The sequence below is a fragment of the Novosphingobium sp. UBA1939 genome, assembly GCF_002336885.1.
Taxonomy (GTDB): Bacteria; Pseudomonadota; Alphaproteobacteria; order Sphingomonadales; family Sphingomonadaceae; genus Novosphingobium.
In genome coordinates this window covers 1-17,968 of the sequence record NZ_DDFB01000156.1, presented here as the reverse complement: position 1 = coordinate 17,968, position 17,968 = coordinate 1, and the positions used below count along the sequence as shown (strand labels likewise).

Genomic DNA, 17,968 nt, shown 5'->3' with positions numbered 1-17,968 from the left:
TCGCGCCGAAATCCCCGCAACCTCTCCTCGAAAGTTTCCCGATGACGCCCGACGATCTCAAGATGCTTGTCCGGTCGGTTCCCGATTTCCCCTCCCCCGGCATCCTGTTTCGCGACATCACCACGCTGATTGCCCATGGCGAAGGGCTTAGCGCCTGCGTGGATCACCTGGCCGAACGCGCCCGCGCGGCAGACGCGGAACTGATTGCCGGCATGGAAGCGCGCGGCTTCATCTTCGGCGCGGCGGTGGCGGCGCGCATGGGCGTGGGCTTCCTGCCGGTACGCAAGCCGGGCAAGCTGCCGGTCAAGACGATCGGCATCGACTATGCGCTGGAATACGGGCGCGACCGGCTGGAAATCGATCCCACGGTCATCCGCGAAGGCCAGCGCGTGGTCATCGTGGACGATCTGATCGCCACCGGCGGCACGGCGCTGGCAGCCGCCGAACTGCTGCGCCAGGCAGGCGCGGCGGTGCGGCACGCGCTGTTCGTGATCGACCTGCCCGATCTCCACGGCGCTGAACGGCTGCGCGGTGCCGGCGTGACCGTGGATGCCCTGATGGATTTTCCCGGGCACTGAAACGCGAAAGCCCCGCTCTCCGGCGAGAGCGGGGCCTTTGTGCCTTACCGCCTATTCCGGCGGTCAGTCGACCAGCATCAGCGCGTCGAGCGCCACGACGCCTTCGCCCACCGGGTGCAGGATCACCGGATTGAGGTCGATCTCGCGGATCGCGGGCTCGGCGCGCAGCACCTGCCCCACGGTAACGATCAGGCGCGCGAGCGCCGCCACGTCCAGCGCGGGCGATCCGCGATAGCCCTGGAGCAGCGCCGCGCTCTTCAGCTTCAGCAACTCTGCCACGACCGCTTCCTCGGTCAGATCGGCGGTCAGCAGGCGCACGTCCTGCAGGATCTCCGCCGTCACGCCGCCGAAGCCGGCCAGCACCACCGGCCCCCATTCGGGATCGTTCTTGGCGCCGACGATCATTTCCAGCCCGCGCTTGCCCATCGCCTCGATCAGCACGCCGTCCAGCCGGATCGCCGCCGAATAGGCCGCGACGTTATCGTGGATGCGCTCCCACGCCGCGCGCACCGCGGCGCCGTCGGCCAGGTTGAGCAGCACGCCGCCGGCGTCGCTCTTGTGCCCCAGCGCGGCGGCCTGCGCCTTCATCGCCACCGGATAGCCGACCGCGTCGGCGGCCGCGACCGCCTCGTCCGCGCTCGCCGCGAAGCGACCGGCCGGGAACGGCAGGCCCAGCGGCCCCAGCAGTTCCTTGGCCTTGTATTCCGGCACCACGCCCGAAACCGCGTCCAGCCCCGGCAGCGGCAGGGCCGGCTTGTCCGTGGCCGAGAGATCGCGCGCGGACCAGTGGGTCAGGCGGGCGATGGCGCGCAGGGCGCGTTCGGTGGTCGGGAACCAGGGGATGCCCGCGGCCCGCAACGCGGCGATGCGCTCGGCCGGCACATCCGCCCCTTCGTCCAGCCCGGCGAAGACTAGCGGCTTGGTCAGCGTCTTGCCGTCCACCGCCGCCAGGATCGGCGGGTACTTGATCGCGCAGGTGATTGGCTCGGCCTGGATGATCCCGGCCAGCACGGTGCCGACGCGGTCGTCCTCCAGCAGCGCTTCCAGCGTGCGGGTATAGATCGACGGTTCGGACAGCCCCTGCGCGGTGATGTCGAGCGGGTTGCTCACCGGCACGAAGGGCGGCAGCGCGGCGCGCAGGGCGGGCGAATCCGCGTCATGCAGATCGGCCAGCGGCAGTTCCAGTTCCTCGGCCAGATCGAGCGTCAGCGCCTTGAACGCGCCCGATTCGCCCAGCACCGCCGTGTTGCCGGAGGGTGGCACGGGGCAGCGCACGGCAATCTCGGCAATGTCACCCAGTTCTTCCAGCGTTTCGGCGAAGATCACGCCGGCGCGCGAGACCATCGCCCGCATCAGCTTGTAGTCGCCCGCCATCGCGCCGGTATGCGTGGCGGCGGATTCGCGCGCCGCGCTCGACTTGCCGGGGTGCAGCAGGACGATCGGCTTGCCCGCCGCCCGCGCCCGCCGCGCCGCCGCCAGGAAGCGCTGCGGCTTGCGGAATTGTTCGACGATCATCGCGATCACATGGGTATCGGGCTGATCGACCATCCAGTCGACATAGTCCTCCACGCCGCTCGCCGCCTCGTTGCCGGTCGATACCGAATAGGACACGCCGGCATCGCGCGCGAGCAGCATGGTCCCCAGCACCGCCGCCATCGCACCGGACTGCGAGACGATGCCGATCGCGCGGCGATCGCCCGGCGGCACGGCGTTGGTTTCCACGAAGGTCAGCGGCACGCGATCGACATAGTTGACGAGGCCCAGGCAGTTCGGCCCTTCGACCACCAGCCCCGCCTCCTGCGCGATCCGGGCGATCTCGTGCTGTTCGGCCAGCCCTTCCTCACCCCCTTCGGCGAATCCGGCGGAGAAGATCACCACGCCCCCCGCCTTGCGCGCCGCCAGCCCGCGCACCGCGTCCAGCACCCCGGCGCGCGGAATGGCGAGCACCGCCACGTCCACACCCTCCGGCAGTGCATCGACCGACGGATAACAGCGCAAGCCCATGATCTCTTCGCGCTTCGGGTTCACCGGATAGATCGCGCCGGAATAGCCGTTGTTCGCCAGGTTGGTGAGCAGCGTGGCGCCCAGCGCGCCCGGCTTGTCGGACGCCCCCACCACCGCAACCGAACGCGGGCGCAGGAAACGGTCAAGGGCGGCGTGCGAGAGATTCGCGTCAGTCATGACATCCTCCGAAATTAGCTATGTTCTATAACAATATTCGGAGGCGCGTAAAGGCGGAACTCAGGCCGGATGCCAGTCGAACACCAGTTCGCCTTCACGGAAGGCGAAGCGGTTCAGGTGATCGGCAACCACCTTCTGCATCCGCGCCACGTCGCCGCCCTCGGCAACGGTGCAGGTCACGGTAAGCGCCGTCTCGTCCGCGACAAGATCGACGGGGCCGAGCGGCAGCGGCACGCGCCCCTGATGCGCATCGAAGGTAACGTCGAACTTGTGGCTCCAGTGCTTGCACAACTGCTGGAGATAGCGGCTGGCGCTGGCGGTGGGCACGATGGCGCGGGTTACGGACATGAAGAAAGCCTCGCTTGTTAAGATGGCTCAAAGATATATCTTTATCGCCAGGATACAAGGGGGCCGGCGCTTCGCCCAGTTTGCCAATACGCCGGTTGACGCCGCCGCCCCGCCGTGGCAATCGGCCCGTATCAGGGCGGCGACAACGGTCGCTGCCGCGATCAAGAGCACGATGCTTGATTGCGCGGGTATAGCACAATGGTAGTGCAGCAGCCTTCCAAGCTGAATACGCGGGTTCGATTCCCGCTACCCGCTCCAATTTCCTGTCCAGCCGCGTCCGTATCAGTCTGGACATACCCCTGAAATCCACGGTATTTAGCGGCATATCAGGCCGCATTCGTTCACCCGCGTCCATATCTAGCCACCTGCCGATGGGGGTATGATTGGGGGAAGCCGGAACAGGCAAGGGGTATGATGTGCGGCGCTGGGGGTATGCGAGGGCAGGCCATGGCGCTGACAGACATTGCAATTCGACAGGCGAAACCGGCGGCGAAGCAATACAAGCTCGCTGACGGGGCGGGCCTCTATCTGCTGGTGACGCCAGCGGGCGGAAAGCTTTGGCGGCTGAAATACCGCATGGCTGGCAAGGAAAAGCTGGCGGCCTTCGGTGCCTATCCCGAAGTGAGCCTGGCCGACGCCCGCAAGCGCCGGGATGAGGCGCGAGAGCAAATCGCCGCCAGCAAAGACCCGTCGCGGGAGAAGCGGCGGGCCAAGGTCCGCCAGCGGGCAGAGGCGATGAACACCTTTGCCATTATCTCTGCCGAGTATTGCGCCAAGCGGAAAAAGGACGGGCAGGACGGCTGGGCACCTGCCACGGCCAAGCGGAGCGAATACCTGCTGTCCCGCTTGAATGCGGCCCTAGGCAGCCTGCCGATTGGCGAGATTGAGCCAGCCGACATTCTGGCCGCCGTCCGCAAGATCGAAGGCAAGGGGACGCTGGAAAGCGCGCGCCGGACGTTGCAGCTTGCGGGTATGGTGTTTCGCTATGCGGTAGCGACTGCGCGGCTGGCGTCCGATCCTACCCGCGATCTGCGCGGGGCGCTGGCCACGCCCAAGGTCACACACTACGCGGCCATCCTTGAGCCGGTAAAGGTTGGCGAGCTGCTGCGCGCCATAGACGGCTATGAAAGCCTTGGGCTTACCCGGCTGGCGCTGCAACTAGCTCCCCATGTATTTGTGCGGCCCGGTGAGCTGCGCCATGCCCGTTGGGATGAAATCGACCTGGACGGGGCGCTTTGGACCATCCCAGCCGAAAAAACCAAGATGCGGAAGGAACACCGCGTTCCTCTGTCCCGGCAGGCCGTGGTGATCCTGCGAGAGATTCACGCCCTCACCGGCCCGGCTGGCTATGTCTTTCCGTCCGTCCGCACCCGTGCCCGCCCCATGAGCGAGAACACGTTGAACGCCGGGCTGCGGCGGCTGGGCTACGCCAGCGACGAAATGACCGCCCACGGGTTCCGGGCGATGGCTGCAACGCTGCTGAATGAAAGCGGCAAGTGGCACCCGGATGCCATCGAGCGGGCGCTGGCCCATGGCGACGCCGACAAGGTGCGGGCCGCATATACGCGGGGCGCTTACTGGCAAGAGCGGGTGGAAATGGCCCAATGGTGGAGCGACCATCTCGATACGCTGCGCAAGGGCGCGGATGTTGTGCCGATCAATCGTGCGAAGGAGAAAGGGAAATGAGCAAGTGGGATGCTGCGCAGGTAGCCTTTGAAATCGCCCGCGAAACGGAAGATAGCCACCATCGGTCCGCCTGGCTGCCACGCTACGAATCAGCCGAGCGCGGTGGCCCGCCGATCCCGGATGCCATCGAGGCGGAAGCCGAACGGCTTACCGAAGTGCGCTGCGCGGCGGAGGATGTGCTGATCGCCACACCTGCGCCCGATCTGCCAGCCGCGATCTGGAAAATCGAATACGCCCGCAAGCGTTGGGAGGATTTCGACGATTGGCCAGCGACCTGGTGGACGGCAGTCATGGGCGATCTGCGCCGCCTTGCGGCTTGATCGGCGGCCATGCGCACCCCGTCATTACGCGAGCTGCGGCGGGCCTGCCCGGCGAACGTGGCCATTCTGCCGACCGCTGCGACGCGGCAAGTCCAGCAACATTCGGGGCGAGCTGCGGAACGTCGCGCCCACATGCAGGCAAAGCGAGAGCTGATCGAAAGTCAGCCCGTAGCCTTCCCCTTCAAGTTTCCGGGGGAACGGGAAAGGGAACGACAGGCGCAATCGCTGGAGCTGCGGGCCGATGTGCCGCCGTTCGATCCCGGCAACCCGCGACACCTTCGCGCATGGGAAGCGATATGGGATTTCGGCAAGCGGTCGTGGCCATCGGACGGGGAATGAACAGGCCGCGAAGCGGTGATGGCGCGCGGCGGTGAGGGGATGGGGGAGCCACACGCGCGCGGCATTCCATGGCGGTTCCGCCTCGCTGCTGGCCAGCCGCACCCGGTGCAGACGGGGGGTGGTCAAAAGTCCAGAGCCGCACTTGGCGTAGGACCGCAGTCCCTCTCATCGGCAGGTTTTTTTCTTGCTGCTCCGCATTTCCGGACGACCGGCCGGAGGATCGCAAACAGGCGGGCAGAGAGAGGCGAGCCGGGTGGCTGGGGCCTTCGCCCGGCCAAACGCTGCGCAGCCTCGCCTCCACGGCCTTGCCAGCCCGATCCGGGCGCTATCGCGGGCCGGGTTTCCCATCACGCGCAGAGGGCTGATTTCCAGCGGATTATTTTCCCATTTTCCGGACGGCTTTCGGGAAGCGATGATTTACAAGGGAACAATGGGAACATGGGAACAAGCTATGTCAGACAGGCAGAAAGCCGCGCCTCTTGAGTGTGTGAGCCTGTTCCCAAGCCATCGGGCGGATTTGGGAACATGGGAACAGAAATGGGCGATCCCGATGCAGGAAAATCCGCGCGCGTGTGGCTACCCCCTGCCCCCTCCAGCCGGTGAGCGGGATTGATGGCGGACGATTCCCGGCCTGATCCCAGCCGCTGGGACGGTCCTATTCCGCGTGATCCCGACCCTGAAATAATCGGGCCTGCACTGACGGCTTGGTACGCCTTGCACGATTCGCTGGCAGGCGATCCAGCGGAGACGCTTGCATGGGCGGCGGAATTGATAGCCACGAGGCTGGGGGCCTTCGGGCCGGGGGTAGTAAACCCGCTGCCGCCTAGCCAAGTGTCCGCTGCCATCGAGGATGCCAAGTTGCTCCTGGGCATGGTCGCGGAGATTTTCGGGCGTAGCGAGTTGCCAGCCGATGACGAGGCGGCGCTAGCGTTCAAAGCGGAATTGTCGCTGCGCCGTCGCGGAAGGCCCGGCAAGAGCGGTAAGCTCAAGCCCCATTCGCTTGCATGGTGGGGTGTCGCGCGGGAAGTGGAAGCCCTCATTGCGGCTGGGGAAATGCAAAAGGTTGCGGTGGGAAAAGTCGCAAAGCGGCTGGGATTGCGGGACGCTGTGGTCGCGGAATGGTGCCGCGAACGGCGCAAATCCCTGGAGCGATCAAGCTGGCTCTCCGGCGATACGGATAATTCGGCGAATTAGCCGAAGTCGGAATTTGTCGCAGTCCCCATAACTGTGCGTATTGATCCGAACTCCCATGAACAAGGGAGTTCGGAAATGAACGACACACCAACGGGCGCACCTCTCGCCTATTCGATCAAAGAGGCCAGCCGCGCCACGTCGCTGGGGCGGACGCGGCTCTATCAGTTGATTGCCGCCGGGCGGCTGGAAGCCGTCAAGATCGGCAACCGCACGCTGATCCCCGCCCATGCCCTGCACAAGCTGCTGGAGGGCGACCGATGATCGGCGACGGCGGGCACGTGCGATCTGGCAGGATCGATTTCGAGCGGGTCAATCGCCACGCCCTGGCTAATGCTGCCGCAGTTGTGCGGGGCTTGCTGCCAGAAGGGCGGCTGGAAGGGCATGAATACGTTGCTCGCAACCCGCTGCGCCCTGACAGGCGGCTGGGCAGCTTCAAGGTCAATGTCTCCACCGGGCGATGGGCGGATTTCGCCACTGGCGACGGCGGCGGCGACCTGGTGAGCCTCGCCGCCTTCGTTTCGGGCCTGCCCCAGCGCGAAGCCGCCATTCGGCTGGCGGAATCGATGGGGGTTTCCCCATGGGCATGAACGACAAGCCAGATGATCCCTTTGCCAACGTCTCCAAGGCGATTGCCGCTGGGGACGATTTGCCAGCCGGGGACGTGCCGGAGACGAAACGCAAGGCTGCGCCCAAGCCCAAGGGCGAATGGGTGTGCCCGGTGCCCGCCGATGCACCGGACGCGCGGGCCTCGCACAATAGCCACGGCAAGCCCTCTGCATCTTGGGCCTATCGTGACGCGGCGGGCAGGCTGATCCATTGGGTTTGCCGTTTCGACAAGCCGGACGGGGCCAAGGAAATCCTGCCGCAAACGCTCTGGCGCGAAGGCGGGCGGCTGGGCTGGCGCTGGGGTGCGCCGCCCGTTCCTCGCCCGCTCTATGGGCTGGATCGGCTCGCCCTGGCTCCAGCCGCGCCCGTGCTGATCGTGGAGGGCGAAAAGACGGCGGACGCGGCGGCGGGCCTGTTTCCCGGCTTCGCGGTGGCGTCATGGTCCGGCGGATCAAAGGCGGTTGGCAAGGCCGATTGGGCAGCGCTGGCGGGCCGTAGGGTGGCAATCCTGCCCGATGGCGACACACCGGGGCGAGAAGCCGCACAAGCCGTCCACAAGGCCACTCTGGCGGCTGGGGCCGAAGGGGTGGCTATCGTCCAGCTCCCCGCCTCGCTACCAGCCGCATGGGATTGCGCCGATCCGTTTCCGCCGTGCTTCGCCCAATCCGACTTGCTGGGGCTGATCGGCGCAGCGCTGGAGGCCGCCAGCACCGGGCGGCTGGAAATGCCGCCGGGCTACACGCTTGATGACGATGGCCTCTATTGGCTGGAGCCGGGCAAGGATGGCGCGGAAGCGCGGGCGGTGCGGCTGTCCGATCCATTCGACATCATGGGCGAGGCGCGAGACGGCGAAGGCGGCGATTGGGGCTTGCTGATCCGGTTCCGGGACCGCGACGGGGTGGAAAAGCGCAAGACTGTCAAGCGGGCGGCGCTGGCGTCCGATGCTGGCGCAGTGCGGGCCGAGCTGGCGGGCGCGGGGATGCTGATCCTCTCCGCGACGGGCCAGAGCGATCGGTTCATTCGCTTCCTGCGAGCGGTGACGCATAGTGCCCGCCTCACCTTGGCCGAAAGGACCGGCTGGGTTGATACCAGCCGCTTTGTCCTGCCCCATGCCGTGATCGCGCCGCCGGGCGCAGAGCCGGTGCATTTCGACGGGGCGGCCTCTGCGCTACACTATCGGGAAAAGGGTAGTCTGGACGGCTGGCGGCGTGCACTGGCTGCGTTGGCACCCGGCAACAATTTGCTGACATTCGCCATATCGCTGGCCTTTGTCGGGCCAATCATGCGCTGGCTCGATATGGAGGGCGGCGGCTTCCACTTTCGCGGGGCGTCCAGCACCGGCAAAACGTCGCTGGCCATGGCGGCTGGCAGCGTGTGGGGCGGGGGCGGTGCGCTGGGCTTCGCGTCGAGCTGGCGGGCAACCGGGAACGCCCTGGAGGGCGTTGCCCACGGCCATACCGAAACGCTGCTGATCCTTGACGAGCTGGCGCTTGTTGATCCGCAAGAGGCGGGCAATGCGGCCTATGCGCTCGCCAGCGGTCAAGGGAAGGCACGGGCCGGACAGACCGGGGCATTGCGCCGCCGGGCAGAATGGCGGGTGATGGTATGCAGCACCGGGGAAATCGGCCTTGCCGACCATATGCGCGCTGCCAAGCGAAGCGAGCGGACAATGGCCGGGCAAGAGCTGCGCTTGCTTGATCTGCCAGCCGATGCCGGGGCGGGATTCGGGGCTTGGGAAGCCCTGCACAACATGGCCAGTCCAGCCGCCTTTTCCGATGCGATCAAGGCGGCCTGCGCCGCCCACTATGGCCATGCCGGGCCTGCCTTCGTGCGCGGCCTTGTCGCCGATCCTGCCCATTGGGAGGGCGAGGCCAAACGGTTGGCCAAGGCTTTTGCCGGGAAGGCCAAGCAAGGCGGGGATAGTGGGCAGGTGCATCGCGGGGCCTTGCGCTTCGCTGCGGTCGCGGCGGCTGGGGAGATGGCCACGGCGCTTGGTGTTGTGCCGTGGCGAGCTGGGGAGGCAGAGACGGCGGCATTGGCCTGCTTCAATGCGTGGGCGGCTGGGTTCGGACGCACCGGCCTACGAGAGCATCGGCAGATTCTGGAGCGGGTGCGGAACGCCATACAAGCCGGGCAGTCCCGTTTCGGTCGCGTTCCCCATGGTAAGGTGCAATCGTTCTATGGGGACGATGCAGGCGATAGTGGAGGCGGAGCCAGCAACCGCGAAGGCGAGGCCCGCTCGCTATCCACGCTGGGCTATTTGCACGACATTGAGCCGGGAAAGCCCTGCTACCTGTTCCACGATAGCGGCTGGAGCGAGATTCTTGCCGGTTTCGACCTGAAGGAAGCGGCGGCGGTCCTGCAAGAGCAAGGTTTCCTTGTCCCTGGCGACGGTGGGCGGTCCAAGCGCAAGCAACGTGTGGGCGACCAAACACCCCGGTTCTACACGGTGCGCGCGACCATTCTGGAATGGGATGCAAGCGACCTGGCAAAATCCGTCCCTTCGCCTGCCGACGCTCCAGCCGGGCCGGTAGACTGGCCGATGGATAGTCCAGCCGCGCAGGGTGCGGATGAATACGACTACGGCGGCGATCCCTTTGCCGATGATCTGGACGGCTGGTGATGGCCGCCCCTGATAGCCCGCCGCAATTCGATCTGTTCGAGACGCGGCCAGAGCCTTCCCGCCAGCGCGTCGGCAGAAAGCCACACGTTCCTACCCCGGAACAAATGCTGATCGCGAACGAATTGAAGGCGGCTGGGGCGACCTGGTCAACCATCGCACGGGCCTTGGGCGTCTGCGTGAACACCGTCGCAAGGCACTATTTCCCCAGCACCGTGGCCAGCCCGCCTAAAGGACGGCGGCGACACGCACCGACGCCTGCAACACGCAAGATTGTCCGGCGGGCGATCCTTGGGGGAATGCCGGTAGCGAGAGTGGCCAAGCTGATTGGGGTATCGGTTCCCACGCTGCGGCTGCACTACGGTAGCGAGTTGCAGCCGTAGGCGCGGCTGGGTGTGAGCAAGCCGCGCGCAGCAAAGGCAACCATGCCAACTTATGCGGACGTGCCTGAATGTTGATGAACAGCTTTGACTTCGATTCGATTCCGAGTCAGCTGTTCATTCATGTTCAGCAAGTTCGTCATTCGCAATGTAGGGGTGTTGCGTGCGTTTGACACGCCCGGCTCCCCCAAGCTCTCCCAACTGACGCTGTTCTATGGCGCAAACGGGAGGGGCAAGTCGACATTGACCTCAGTTCTCCGTGCTGCGCGTGATGGCTGTTCTAATACTATTCTCGCTCGCCAGTCCTTGGGTAACGGCGGCGCTGCGCCAGAGATTACCCTCATCGCTGAGACCGGCAACATTCGTTTTAACAATGGCAAGTGGAAGTCGAAGAGCGCGCCAATCGAGGTATTCGACACCACGTTCATCACCGACAACATTTATGCGGGAGAGCTGACTGAGCTCGCCCATGATCGTGGCCTCTTCTCGGTCATCATCGGGCACGACGGGGTGCGCCTGGCAACTCACCTTGAGCGCTTCAACGAGATCAACCGGAAGACAGCGGCGGAATTGAAGGCGTCCGAGACCGCCCTTGCCGATGACAAGCCCGCCGACATGGGGTTGGATGAGTTCTTCGCGCTGGCGCCCAACCCCGATTACGACAAGCGCCTCGAGGATGCGGAGCGCGCCGTGAAGGCGGTCCAGCAGGCGGACAAGATCGCTGCCCTCAAGCAGCTCGAGGAGCTTCCCGTCCCCGCTCTCCCGACCGGCATGGCCGCCGTCCTCGCCGGTACCGTCGCTGACATCGACGCCTCAGCTCGGGACCGCTTGCTCGAGCACTTCACCCGCTTCCACCTCGACAAGAAGGCCGAAGAGTGGATCGGCTACGGCTTAGACCATATCCATGATGATTCCTGCCCCTTCTGTGGGCGCGAGGACGTGGATCAGGCCGGCATGGTGACGCTGTACGGGCAAATCTTCGGGGAAACCTACAAGGCCCACCTAGCGGCGGTCCGGGAGCTCGGGGTCGAGGTCGAGGCGGCGTTGGGAGAGGACACCCGCACCGGCCTGACTGCGAAGGTCGAGACCAATGCCGAGGCTGCCCGCAAGTGGGGCGAATACGTCCGGCTGGTTAAGCCACTCCCGGAGATGGCCGAGCTTGGCCCCGTGATCGCGGACACCCACAAGGCGGCCAAGGCGCTATGCGGCAAGAAGCGCGCGTCACCGCTGGACAAGCTCGAAGCCGAGGCGGAGCTCTCCGAAATCGCTGCCAAGCTCACGGCCGCTACCGACCTCATCAACGCTTACAACGAGGCCGTTGTCGCCATCAATGACGCTGCCGCGAAGGTCTCGACCGCCGCACCGACCAACTTGGCGGTCGCCCAGGCGAACCGCGACAATGTGAAGAAGCGGATCGCCCGGCATGATGCGGGGGTCCAGAAGCGGGTCGATGCCTACTTCCGCGCGAAGAAGCGGGACGCGCGGGCGCGCAAGACCCGGACTTACATCCAGAAGAAGCTCAAGGACGTGAATGAGGCCTCGGCCGCGCAGTACCACAACCGTGTAAATCACTACCTCGGGCGTTTCGGCGCCAGCTTCACCATCTCGAAGATCACCAACAGTATGCAGGGCAACTCGGGCCAAGTGGACTACGGGTTGCTCATCAAGGGCGAGACCGTCGCGCGCGGACGGGGGCGGCAGGCGGACGCAATCCCCTCATTCCGCAACACGCTGTCGGCCGGGGACAAGACAACGCTCGCCTTCGCCTTCTTCCTCGCCATGCTCGACAGCGACACGGGCCTCGCCGGGAAGACAGTGGTGGTCGATGACCCGCTAAGCAGCCACGACAGCCATCGCCGGTACATGACGGTCGAGGTCATCAAGGAGCTGTGCGGCCGATGCCGCCAGATGATCGTGCTGTCGCACGACGAGCACTTGCTCCTGGACATCGAGGCCCGTTGCGTGGGCACGCCATGCGCGGCCTTCAAGATCGACTTCGCCACCGGGGGGCAATGGTCGGAGGCCTCTGTCGTGGACTTGGACGCTCTTTGTCGGGCACGGCACATCAAAATGATTGATGAACTGACGGCCTACGTCGATCGGAACGAGGGGGATCACGGCAAAGTCGCCCTAACAGTCCGCCGGGTGTTGGAGACCCACTACAGGCGATACCGAGCGTATTTCGCTGCCGACCAAAACCTCGGCTCGATCGTTGAGACGATCAGGAGAGAGGGCCTTGCCCATCCCTGCCACCGAGATCTTGCACAGCTCGACCGTTGCAACATTGCGACGCGGGATGATCACCACGGCGAGAACGCCAACACAGGACAGGCACGTACGTTGTCGCAGGATGAGGTGCGGGTAGTTGCAACTGATGCGCTTGAGCTGATCGGCGCCCGCCGTCCGGCAGGATCAGCGGCGGCCGCACATGCGGAGGGTGCCGCATCGAACAGGCCTTCTCCGGCCGTATCCCTTCCCATCAGGTGACAACTAATTGGCGGCATGTTCCCACGCAAAAGTGGTGGGGAACAGGCTCGGCAATTCATGGGAACACGATTTGCCTTTGCCTGACAGGTGTTTAGGCGAGTTGTTCCCAATTTCCCGCCGTTCCCGTCATGCGGAGAGCAATCCCACAACGCGAAGCGCCAGCCGCCCGGCTGGGTCGATCCGAGCTGCCGCCAGCCAATCACATTCAAGTCACGACTTCCCCGCTCAAAAGGGCGCGTAAGTGACGAGAATAAAAGGTCATTTTGCGCCGGTGAATTGGAAATGACTTGGAAACTGGCCGCAAGTCAGATTTGACAGGGAAGCTGCCATTTGCTGAGACGCCGGGAAATGCTGGCTTTCCGGGTGCGATTTGTCGCGTACGGTGTGGGGGTCTAATCGGCAATTCTTGGGCCGGTAAACGCGCCCGAATCGAATTGCCGGTTCTGCTCCGCACGGGCCTTGGGAGGGGTAAGCGGGGCGGCCCTCCAGCCGCCCGGAAATGCGCCTAGCCAGCACATTTGGGGGTATGATTGGGGGTATCCTGCGAAATGCTCCGTCCACAAATGGCAAAAATCTAAGCTTTTCTGGCTATTTCGCGGTTCCCGCTACCGATCCATTCCCGCTGCAAACTATGGCGCAGTTCCGCGTTGGACGGCCGCGCGCAACTGCTGTAAGCGGGCGCATCCGTCAGGTTCCGAAAATAGCACTGCCGGCACGATGAAACCTCCCGCTGGCACGTCTGGATCGGAGCAGCCCCATGACCGAACGTTACCGTCGCCATCCATCCGGGTGCCATCTCCTTGCCTGAGTCCCTTTCGCGGAAGGGTTCGCCCACGCGGGTCCAGGCCGATGCAGCCGCGCTTTCCGCAGCGCATCGGGCAATGGTGCGTGGCTGCCGTTTTCTGATCGATCGCGCCGCGCGCGATGCCACCGTGATGCCGGGCTGCGAACGTACCGCGCGCGTGGCGCTGCGGCTGGCGGGCAATTGCCTGAAGGAACTCGACCGCTTCCTGGCCATCCTTATCGACGAGCACGCCCCGCCTTCAGAGGCACCGTCCCGCCACGGCGCCGCAGCGGAGGGTGACACCGATAGCGCGCGCAAGCTGTCGCGGATCAAGGCGATGGAAAGCCGCTTTCCGGTGGACGTCCTGCGCCTGCGCGCGATCGGACGCGTCCGCGCTTTCGCAACGGGCCATTCGCCGGTTTCGCCCGGCACGAGACTGGCCCATGATCTTGCCATCGCCGCGCGCGGGCAAGGGCTTGTCCCCACCCGGCACGGAGCTACACCCGTCATCAGTGACCAGGCACTGGCTGCCATCGCGGAATTCTATCTGTCGCTGACCTCTTGCCTGAAGGCGCAGCACGCCTGACGCCCCGCGCGCTTTGCGACTGGAACCCTCCGCCAAAGCCGTTAAACAGGCGGACATGAGCGAACCTCTCAACGTATCGTTTCTGGGCCTCGGCGTAATGGGCGGCGCGATGGCCCGCCATCTTGGCAAGGCTGGGCACCGCCTCACCATCTACAACCGTACCGCCACCCGCGCGGAGGCATGGCAGGCCGCGAACCCCGGCCTTGCGACGCGTGTCGCCTCGTCGCCGGCTGAAGCGGCGGAAGGAGCCGACGTCGTCATCACCTGCGTTGGCAACGATGATGATCTCGCCGATGTCGTGCTCAGCCCCACGGGCGCATTTTCCACGTTGCGGCGGGGCGCGCTGTTCATCGATCACACCACGGTTTCCGCGCGGATCGCCCGGCAGATCGCGGTGGAAGGACGCGACAAGGAACTGCTCTGCGTCGATGCGCCCGTCACCGGCGGTCAGTCCGGCGCGGAAAACGGCACGCTTTCGATCATGTGCGGCGGCAGCGCGAAAGCGGTGGACGCGGCGCGCGCGATCCTTGCTGCCTATGCCAAGCGGGTGGTCCACGTGGGCAAGTCCGGCGCCGGGCAGACGGCCAAGATGGCCAACCAGATGTGCATCGCGGGTGCCATCGCCGGCCTTTCCGAAGCGATCCGCTTCTGCCAGATCGCCCGCCTCGATCTCGACAAGGTGTTCGAGGCGATTTCGGGCGGCGCGGCGCAAAGCTGGCAGATGGACAACCGCTGGCACACTGCCGCAAAGGACGAGTTCGATTTTGGCTTCGCCATCGACTGGATGCGCAAGGACCTGGGCCTCGCCATCGAGGAAGCCCGCAATCTGGGCGCCAGCGTGCCGACGACGGCGCTGATAGACCAGTTCTATGCCGACGTGCAGGCTTTGGGCGGCGGGCGCGAGGACACCAGCGCGCTGATCCGCCGCCTGCCCAGAAGGGGTAGCGAGAAAGGCTCGCCCGCGTGAGCCACGGGCGCCGGGCCGCCATCGCGGCACTGCTGCTGGCGACAGCCCCTTCGCTCGCGCTGGCCGATACGCTGGTCGATAACGTCAGCGGCGAAACCATCGGCCCCGATGGCCGCGTCCAGACGTTCTCGGCGCTGGTCTTCGACGATGCCGGCGTGATCAAGGCGATCTACCGGCCCGGCGAGAAAAAGCCTCCCAAGGGCATTCAGTACCACGTCGACGGCAAGGGCCGGATCATGCTGCCCGGCCTGATCGACGCGCACGCGCACGTCATGCAGCTCGGCTTTGCCGCGCTCACGCTGGATCTGTCGGACACGAAATCGCTGGCCGAAGCGCTGGGACGGATCAAGAGCTATGCCGCCGAGCATGCCGATCGCCCCTGGATCATCGGGCGCGGCTGGAATCAGGAAAGCTGGGGACTGGGGCGCTTTCCCACAGCGGCGGAACTCGATGCCGTCGTAGCCGACAAGCCGGTCTGGCTCGAACGCGTCGATGGCCATGCTGGCTGGGCCAATGGTGCGGCGCTGAAAGCCGCCGGTGTCACGGCGCAGACCAAAGACCCGGCCGGCGGCCATCTCGAACGCACCGCCGCCGGCGCGCCAGCCGGCGTGCTGGTCGATGCCGCGCAAGCGCTGGTGGCGCGGGTCGTCCCCGCCCCGCGCGCGGCCGACCGCGATGTCGCGCTGGCGACCGCCCAGCGCCTGCTGTTCCGGCGCGGCGTAACCGCCGTGGCCGATATGGGCACGAGCATCGAGGACTGGCAGGCCTATCGCCGCGCCGGTGATCGCAACGAACTCTATATCCGGATCATGGCCTATGCCGCCGGCGTCGATCAGATGGCGCTGATCGCCGGCCCCGGCCCCACCCCGTGGCTCTATCAGGACCGTCTGCGTCTCAACGGCGTAAAGCTCTACATGGACGGCGCGCTGGGATCGCGCGGGGCGTGGCTCAAGGCCCCCTATGCCGATGCGCCCGGCACGCGCGGGCTGCCCCAGTTGTCCGACACGCAGTTGCGAAACCTGATGAGCCGCGCCGCGATGGACGGCTTCCAGATCGCGGTGCACGCCATCGGTGATCAGGCCAATGCCGCCGTGCTGGATGCCATCGAGGATCTGTCGCAGACCTACAAGGGCGATCGTCGCTGGCGCATCGAACACGCGCAGATCGTCGACCCGGCCGATTTCGCGCGGTTCGGGCGCAACGGCATCGTCGCCTCGATGCAGCCGGTGCACCAGACTTCGGACCGCCTGATGGCGGAGGCCCGCTTGGGGCCGCAGCGGCTCACCGGCGCCTATGCCTGGCATTCCCTCCAGGCGGCGGGTGCAACGCTCGCCTTCGGGTCGGACGCGCCGGTGGAACAAGCCGATCCCTTTGCCGGTATCGTGGCGGCGATCAGCCGGGAAGATCCAGCGGGCCAGCCTGTCGGCGGATGGCAGCCGCAGGAACGCGTCGACCGGGCCAGCGCGCTTGCCGGATATAGCAGCGGCGCGGCCTGGGCCGGCTTCGCCGAACAGCGCTTCGGCCGCCTGGCTCCCGGCCAGCGTGCCGATTTCGTGTTTGTCGATACCGATCCGATGTTCGCCAGCGCGGCGGAAATACGCGCCACCAAGGTCCTCGAGACGTGGATTGGCGGCGGCAAGGTCTGGAGCGCCGATCAGGCAGACGCCAGCAGCGCTACCGAAAAGCGCTGAACAATGCCGAACTGTCGTTGATGATGTCCCCGTAACGCCCGGCGCGGTGCAGTTTTCCCGCATCCTCTCCCAAGCCACGCCGGGCGAACGGTGGATGTGGGTGTTCTAGGGCGATTTACGGCGCACGCCAGCAGCGAATGCACGCGGGTGCATTTTCGGCAATCGCCTGATGCTTTGTTGCAACAAAGAGTCCGCTTCGGTTCACGAAACGCGGGCAAACAAAAAGCCCGCCGGAAGGCGGGCTTTTGTCTGATCATCATGAATGGGTTTTTGTGTTGGATTAATCCGTCGGCTTCAATGCCTGGCGGCGACCTACTCTTCCAACGCTTGAGCGTTAGTACCATTGGCGCGGACTGGTTTCACGGCCGAGTTCGAGAAGGGATCGGGTGGTTCACAGACGCTATGGCCACCAGGCAATGGAGCCGACGGATTGTATCGATGCATTGGGTCCATCTTTTTGGGATGGATTTTGCGATGTTGTTAAGTTGGCTGGTATCGTCCGACATCGTTGGACGGGACCTGCAAGGGCAGGCCTGTCATTGATGGCGGGATTCTCAAGCATGAACAGAGTTATTAGGACCGGTTAGCTTCATGCGTTACCGCACTTCCACACCCGGCCTATCAACGTGATGGTCTATCACGACTCGAAGATACCTTATCTTGAGGGAGGCTTCCCGCTTAGATGCTTTCAGCGGTTATCCCGTCCATGCATAGCTACCCTGCTGCACTCCTGGCGGAATGACAGGTACACCAGAGGCATGTTCACCCCGGTCCTCTCGTACTAGGGGCAACTCCTCTCAAGTATCGACGCCCACGGCAGATAGGGACCNNAGGATGTGATGAGCCGACATCGAGGTGCCAAACGATTCCGTCGATATGAGCTCTTGGGAATCATCAGCCTGTTATCCCCGGCGTACCTTTTATCCGTTGAGCGATGGCCCTTCCACGAGGGACCACCGGATCACTATGACCGACTTTCGTCTCTGCTCGATTCGTCAATCTCGCAGTCAGGCAGGCTTATGCCATTGCACTCTAACAGCCGGTTTCCAACCGGCCTGAGCCTACCATCGCGCGCCTCCGTTACTCTTTAGGAGGCGACCGCCCCAGTCAAACTACCCGCCACAGAGGGTCCCCGAACCGGCTAACGGTCCTGGGTTAGACATCAGAAAACAACAGGGTGGTATTTCACCTATGGCTCCAC

Annotated in this window: 15 protein-coding genes, 1 tRNA gene and 2 rRNA genes; 14 read left to right on the top strand and 4 right to left on the bottom strand. The window is 65.0% G+C overall.

Annotation, left to right across the window (positions count from 1 at the left end; all coding sequences use genetic code 11):
- Positions 1 to 41: 41 nt before the first annotated feature.
- Entirely contained in the window at positions 42 to 578 is a 537-nt protein-coding gene (locus tag B3547_RS20975; protein WP_292966735.1) for an adenine phosphoribosyltransferase, read from the top strand.
- 63 nt (positions 579 to 641) lie between these two features.
- Here B3547_RS20975 and B3547_RS20970 read toward each other — a convergent pair whose 3' ends face one another.
- On the bottom strand, positions 642 to 2,759 hold the full coding sequence (locus B3547_RS20970; protein WP_292966732.1) for an acetate--CoA ligase family protein: 2,118 nt from the start codon (positions 2,757 to 2,759) through the stop codon (positions 642 to 644).
- Positions 2,760 to 2,819: 60 nt separating this feature from the next.
- Positions 2,820 to 3,107, bottom strand: coding sequence for a DUF2218 domain-containing protein (locus B3547_RS20965; RefSeq protein WP_125953913.1), 288 nt, complete (start codon positions 3,105 to 3,107; stop codon positions 2,820 to 2,822).
- A gap of 184 nt (positions 3,108 to 3,291) precedes the next feature.
- On the opposite strand from B3547_RS20965, the gene B3547_RS20960 reads away from it, so the two are divergent.
- The 13 genes from B3547_RS20960 to B3547_RS20900 all read left to right on the top strand — a co-directional run bounded on the left by B3547_RS20960 (position 3,292) and on the right by B3547_RS20900 (position 16,767).
- Positions 3,292 to 3,365, top strand: a tRNA-Gly gene (locus B3547_RS20960).
- Between the two features lie 189 nt (positions 3,366 to 3,554).
- Complete coding sequence (locus B3547_RS20955; protein WP_292966727.1) at positions 3,555 to 4,793, top strand: tyrosine-type recombinase/integrase; 1,239 nt, start codon at positions 3,555 to 3,557, stop codon at positions 4,791 to 4,793.
- On the top strand, positions 4,790 to 5,113 hold the full coding sequence (locus B3547_RS20950) for a hypothetical protein (protein ID WP_292966724.1): 324 nt from the start codon (positions 4,790 to 4,792) through the stop codon (positions 5,111 to 5,113). Before B3547_RS20955 ends, B3547_RS20950 begins: the two co-directional genes overlap by 4 nt.
- A 9-nt stretch (positions 5,114 to 5,122) precedes the next feature.
- The gene (locus B3547_RS20945) at positions 5,123 to 5,452 is read left to right on the top strand and encodes a hypothetical protein (protein WP_292966721.1); all 330 of its coding nucleotides are present in this window, start codon (positions 5,123 to 5,125) and stop codon (positions 5,450 to 5,452) included.
- 612 nt (positions 5,453 to 6,064) lie between these two features.
- Positions 6,065 to 6,646 carry a hypothetical protein gene (locus B3547_RS20940; RefSeq protein WP_292966718.1) on the top strand — a complete coding sequence of 194 codons (582 nt, stop codon included), beginning with the start codon at positions 6,065 to 6,067 and terminating at the stop codon, positions 6,644 to 6,646.
- Between the two features lie 75 nt (positions 6,647 to 6,721).
- Complete coding sequence (locus B3547_RS20935; protein WP_292966715.1) at positions 6,722 to 6,907, top strand: helix-turn-helix domain-containing protein; 186 nt, start codon at positions 6,722 to 6,724, stop codon at positions 6,905 to 6,907.
- Positions 6,904 to 7,233: a hypothetical protein gene (locus B3547_RS20930; protein WP_292966712.1), complete on the top strand. Its 330-nt coding sequence runs from the start codon at positions 6,904 to 6,906 to the stop codon at positions 7,231 to 7,233. The genes B3547_RS20935 and B3547_RS20930 overlap by 4 nt, the downstream gene beginning before the upstream one ends.
- Entirely contained in the window at positions 7,230 to 9,875 is a 2,646-nt protein-coding gene (locus B3547_RS20925) for a DUF927 domain-containing protein (RefSeq protein ID WP_292966709.1), read from the top strand. Before B3547_RS20930 ends, B3547_RS20925 begins: the two co-directional genes overlap by 4 nt.
- Complete coding sequence (locus B3547_RS20920; protein WP_292966706.1) at positions 9,875 to 10,255, top strand: hypothetical protein; 381 nt, start codon at positions 9,875 to 9,877, stop codon at positions 10,253 to 10,255. The genes B3547_RS20925 and B3547_RS20920 overlap by 1 nt, the downstream gene beginning before the upstream one ends.
- A gap of 120 nt (positions 10,256 to 10,375) precedes the next feature.
- Positions 10,376 to 12,739 (top strand): AAA family ATPase, encoded by a 2,364-nt coding sequence (locus B3547_RS20915; protein WP_292966703.1) that lies wholly within the window; start codon positions 10,376 to 10,378, stop codon positions 12,737 to 12,739.
- 881 nt (positions 12,740 to 13,620) lie between these two features.
- Entirely contained in the window at positions 13,621 to 14,109 is a 489-nt protein-coding gene (locus B3547_RS20910) for a hypothetical protein (protein WP_292966701.1), read from the top strand.
- A gap of 55 nt (positions 14,110 to 14,164) precedes the next feature.
- Complete coding sequence (locus tag B3547_RS20905) at positions 14,165 to 15,076, top strand: NAD(P)-dependent oxidoreductase (RefSeq protein ID WP_292966699.1); 912 nt, start codon at positions 14,165 to 14,167, stop codon at positions 15,074 to 15,076.
- Positions 15,073 to 16,767, top strand: coding sequence for an amidohydrolase (locus tag B3547_RS20900; protein ID WP_292966697.1), 1,695 nt, complete (start codon positions 15,073 to 15,075; stop codon positions 16,765 to 16,767). Before B3547_RS20905 ends, B3547_RS20900 begins: the two co-directional genes overlap by 4 nt.
- Before the next feature lie 299 nt (positions 16,768 to 17,066).
- Here B3547_RS20900 and rrf read toward each other — a convergent pair.
- Positions 17,067 to 17,181 (bottom strand): 5S ribosomal RNA (gene rrf / locus B3547_RS20895).
- A 140-nt stretch (positions 17,182 to 17,321) separates the two neighbouring features.
- Positions 17,322 to 17,968 (bottom strand): 23S ribosomal RNA (locus tag B3547_RS20890); the annotation flags it as partial.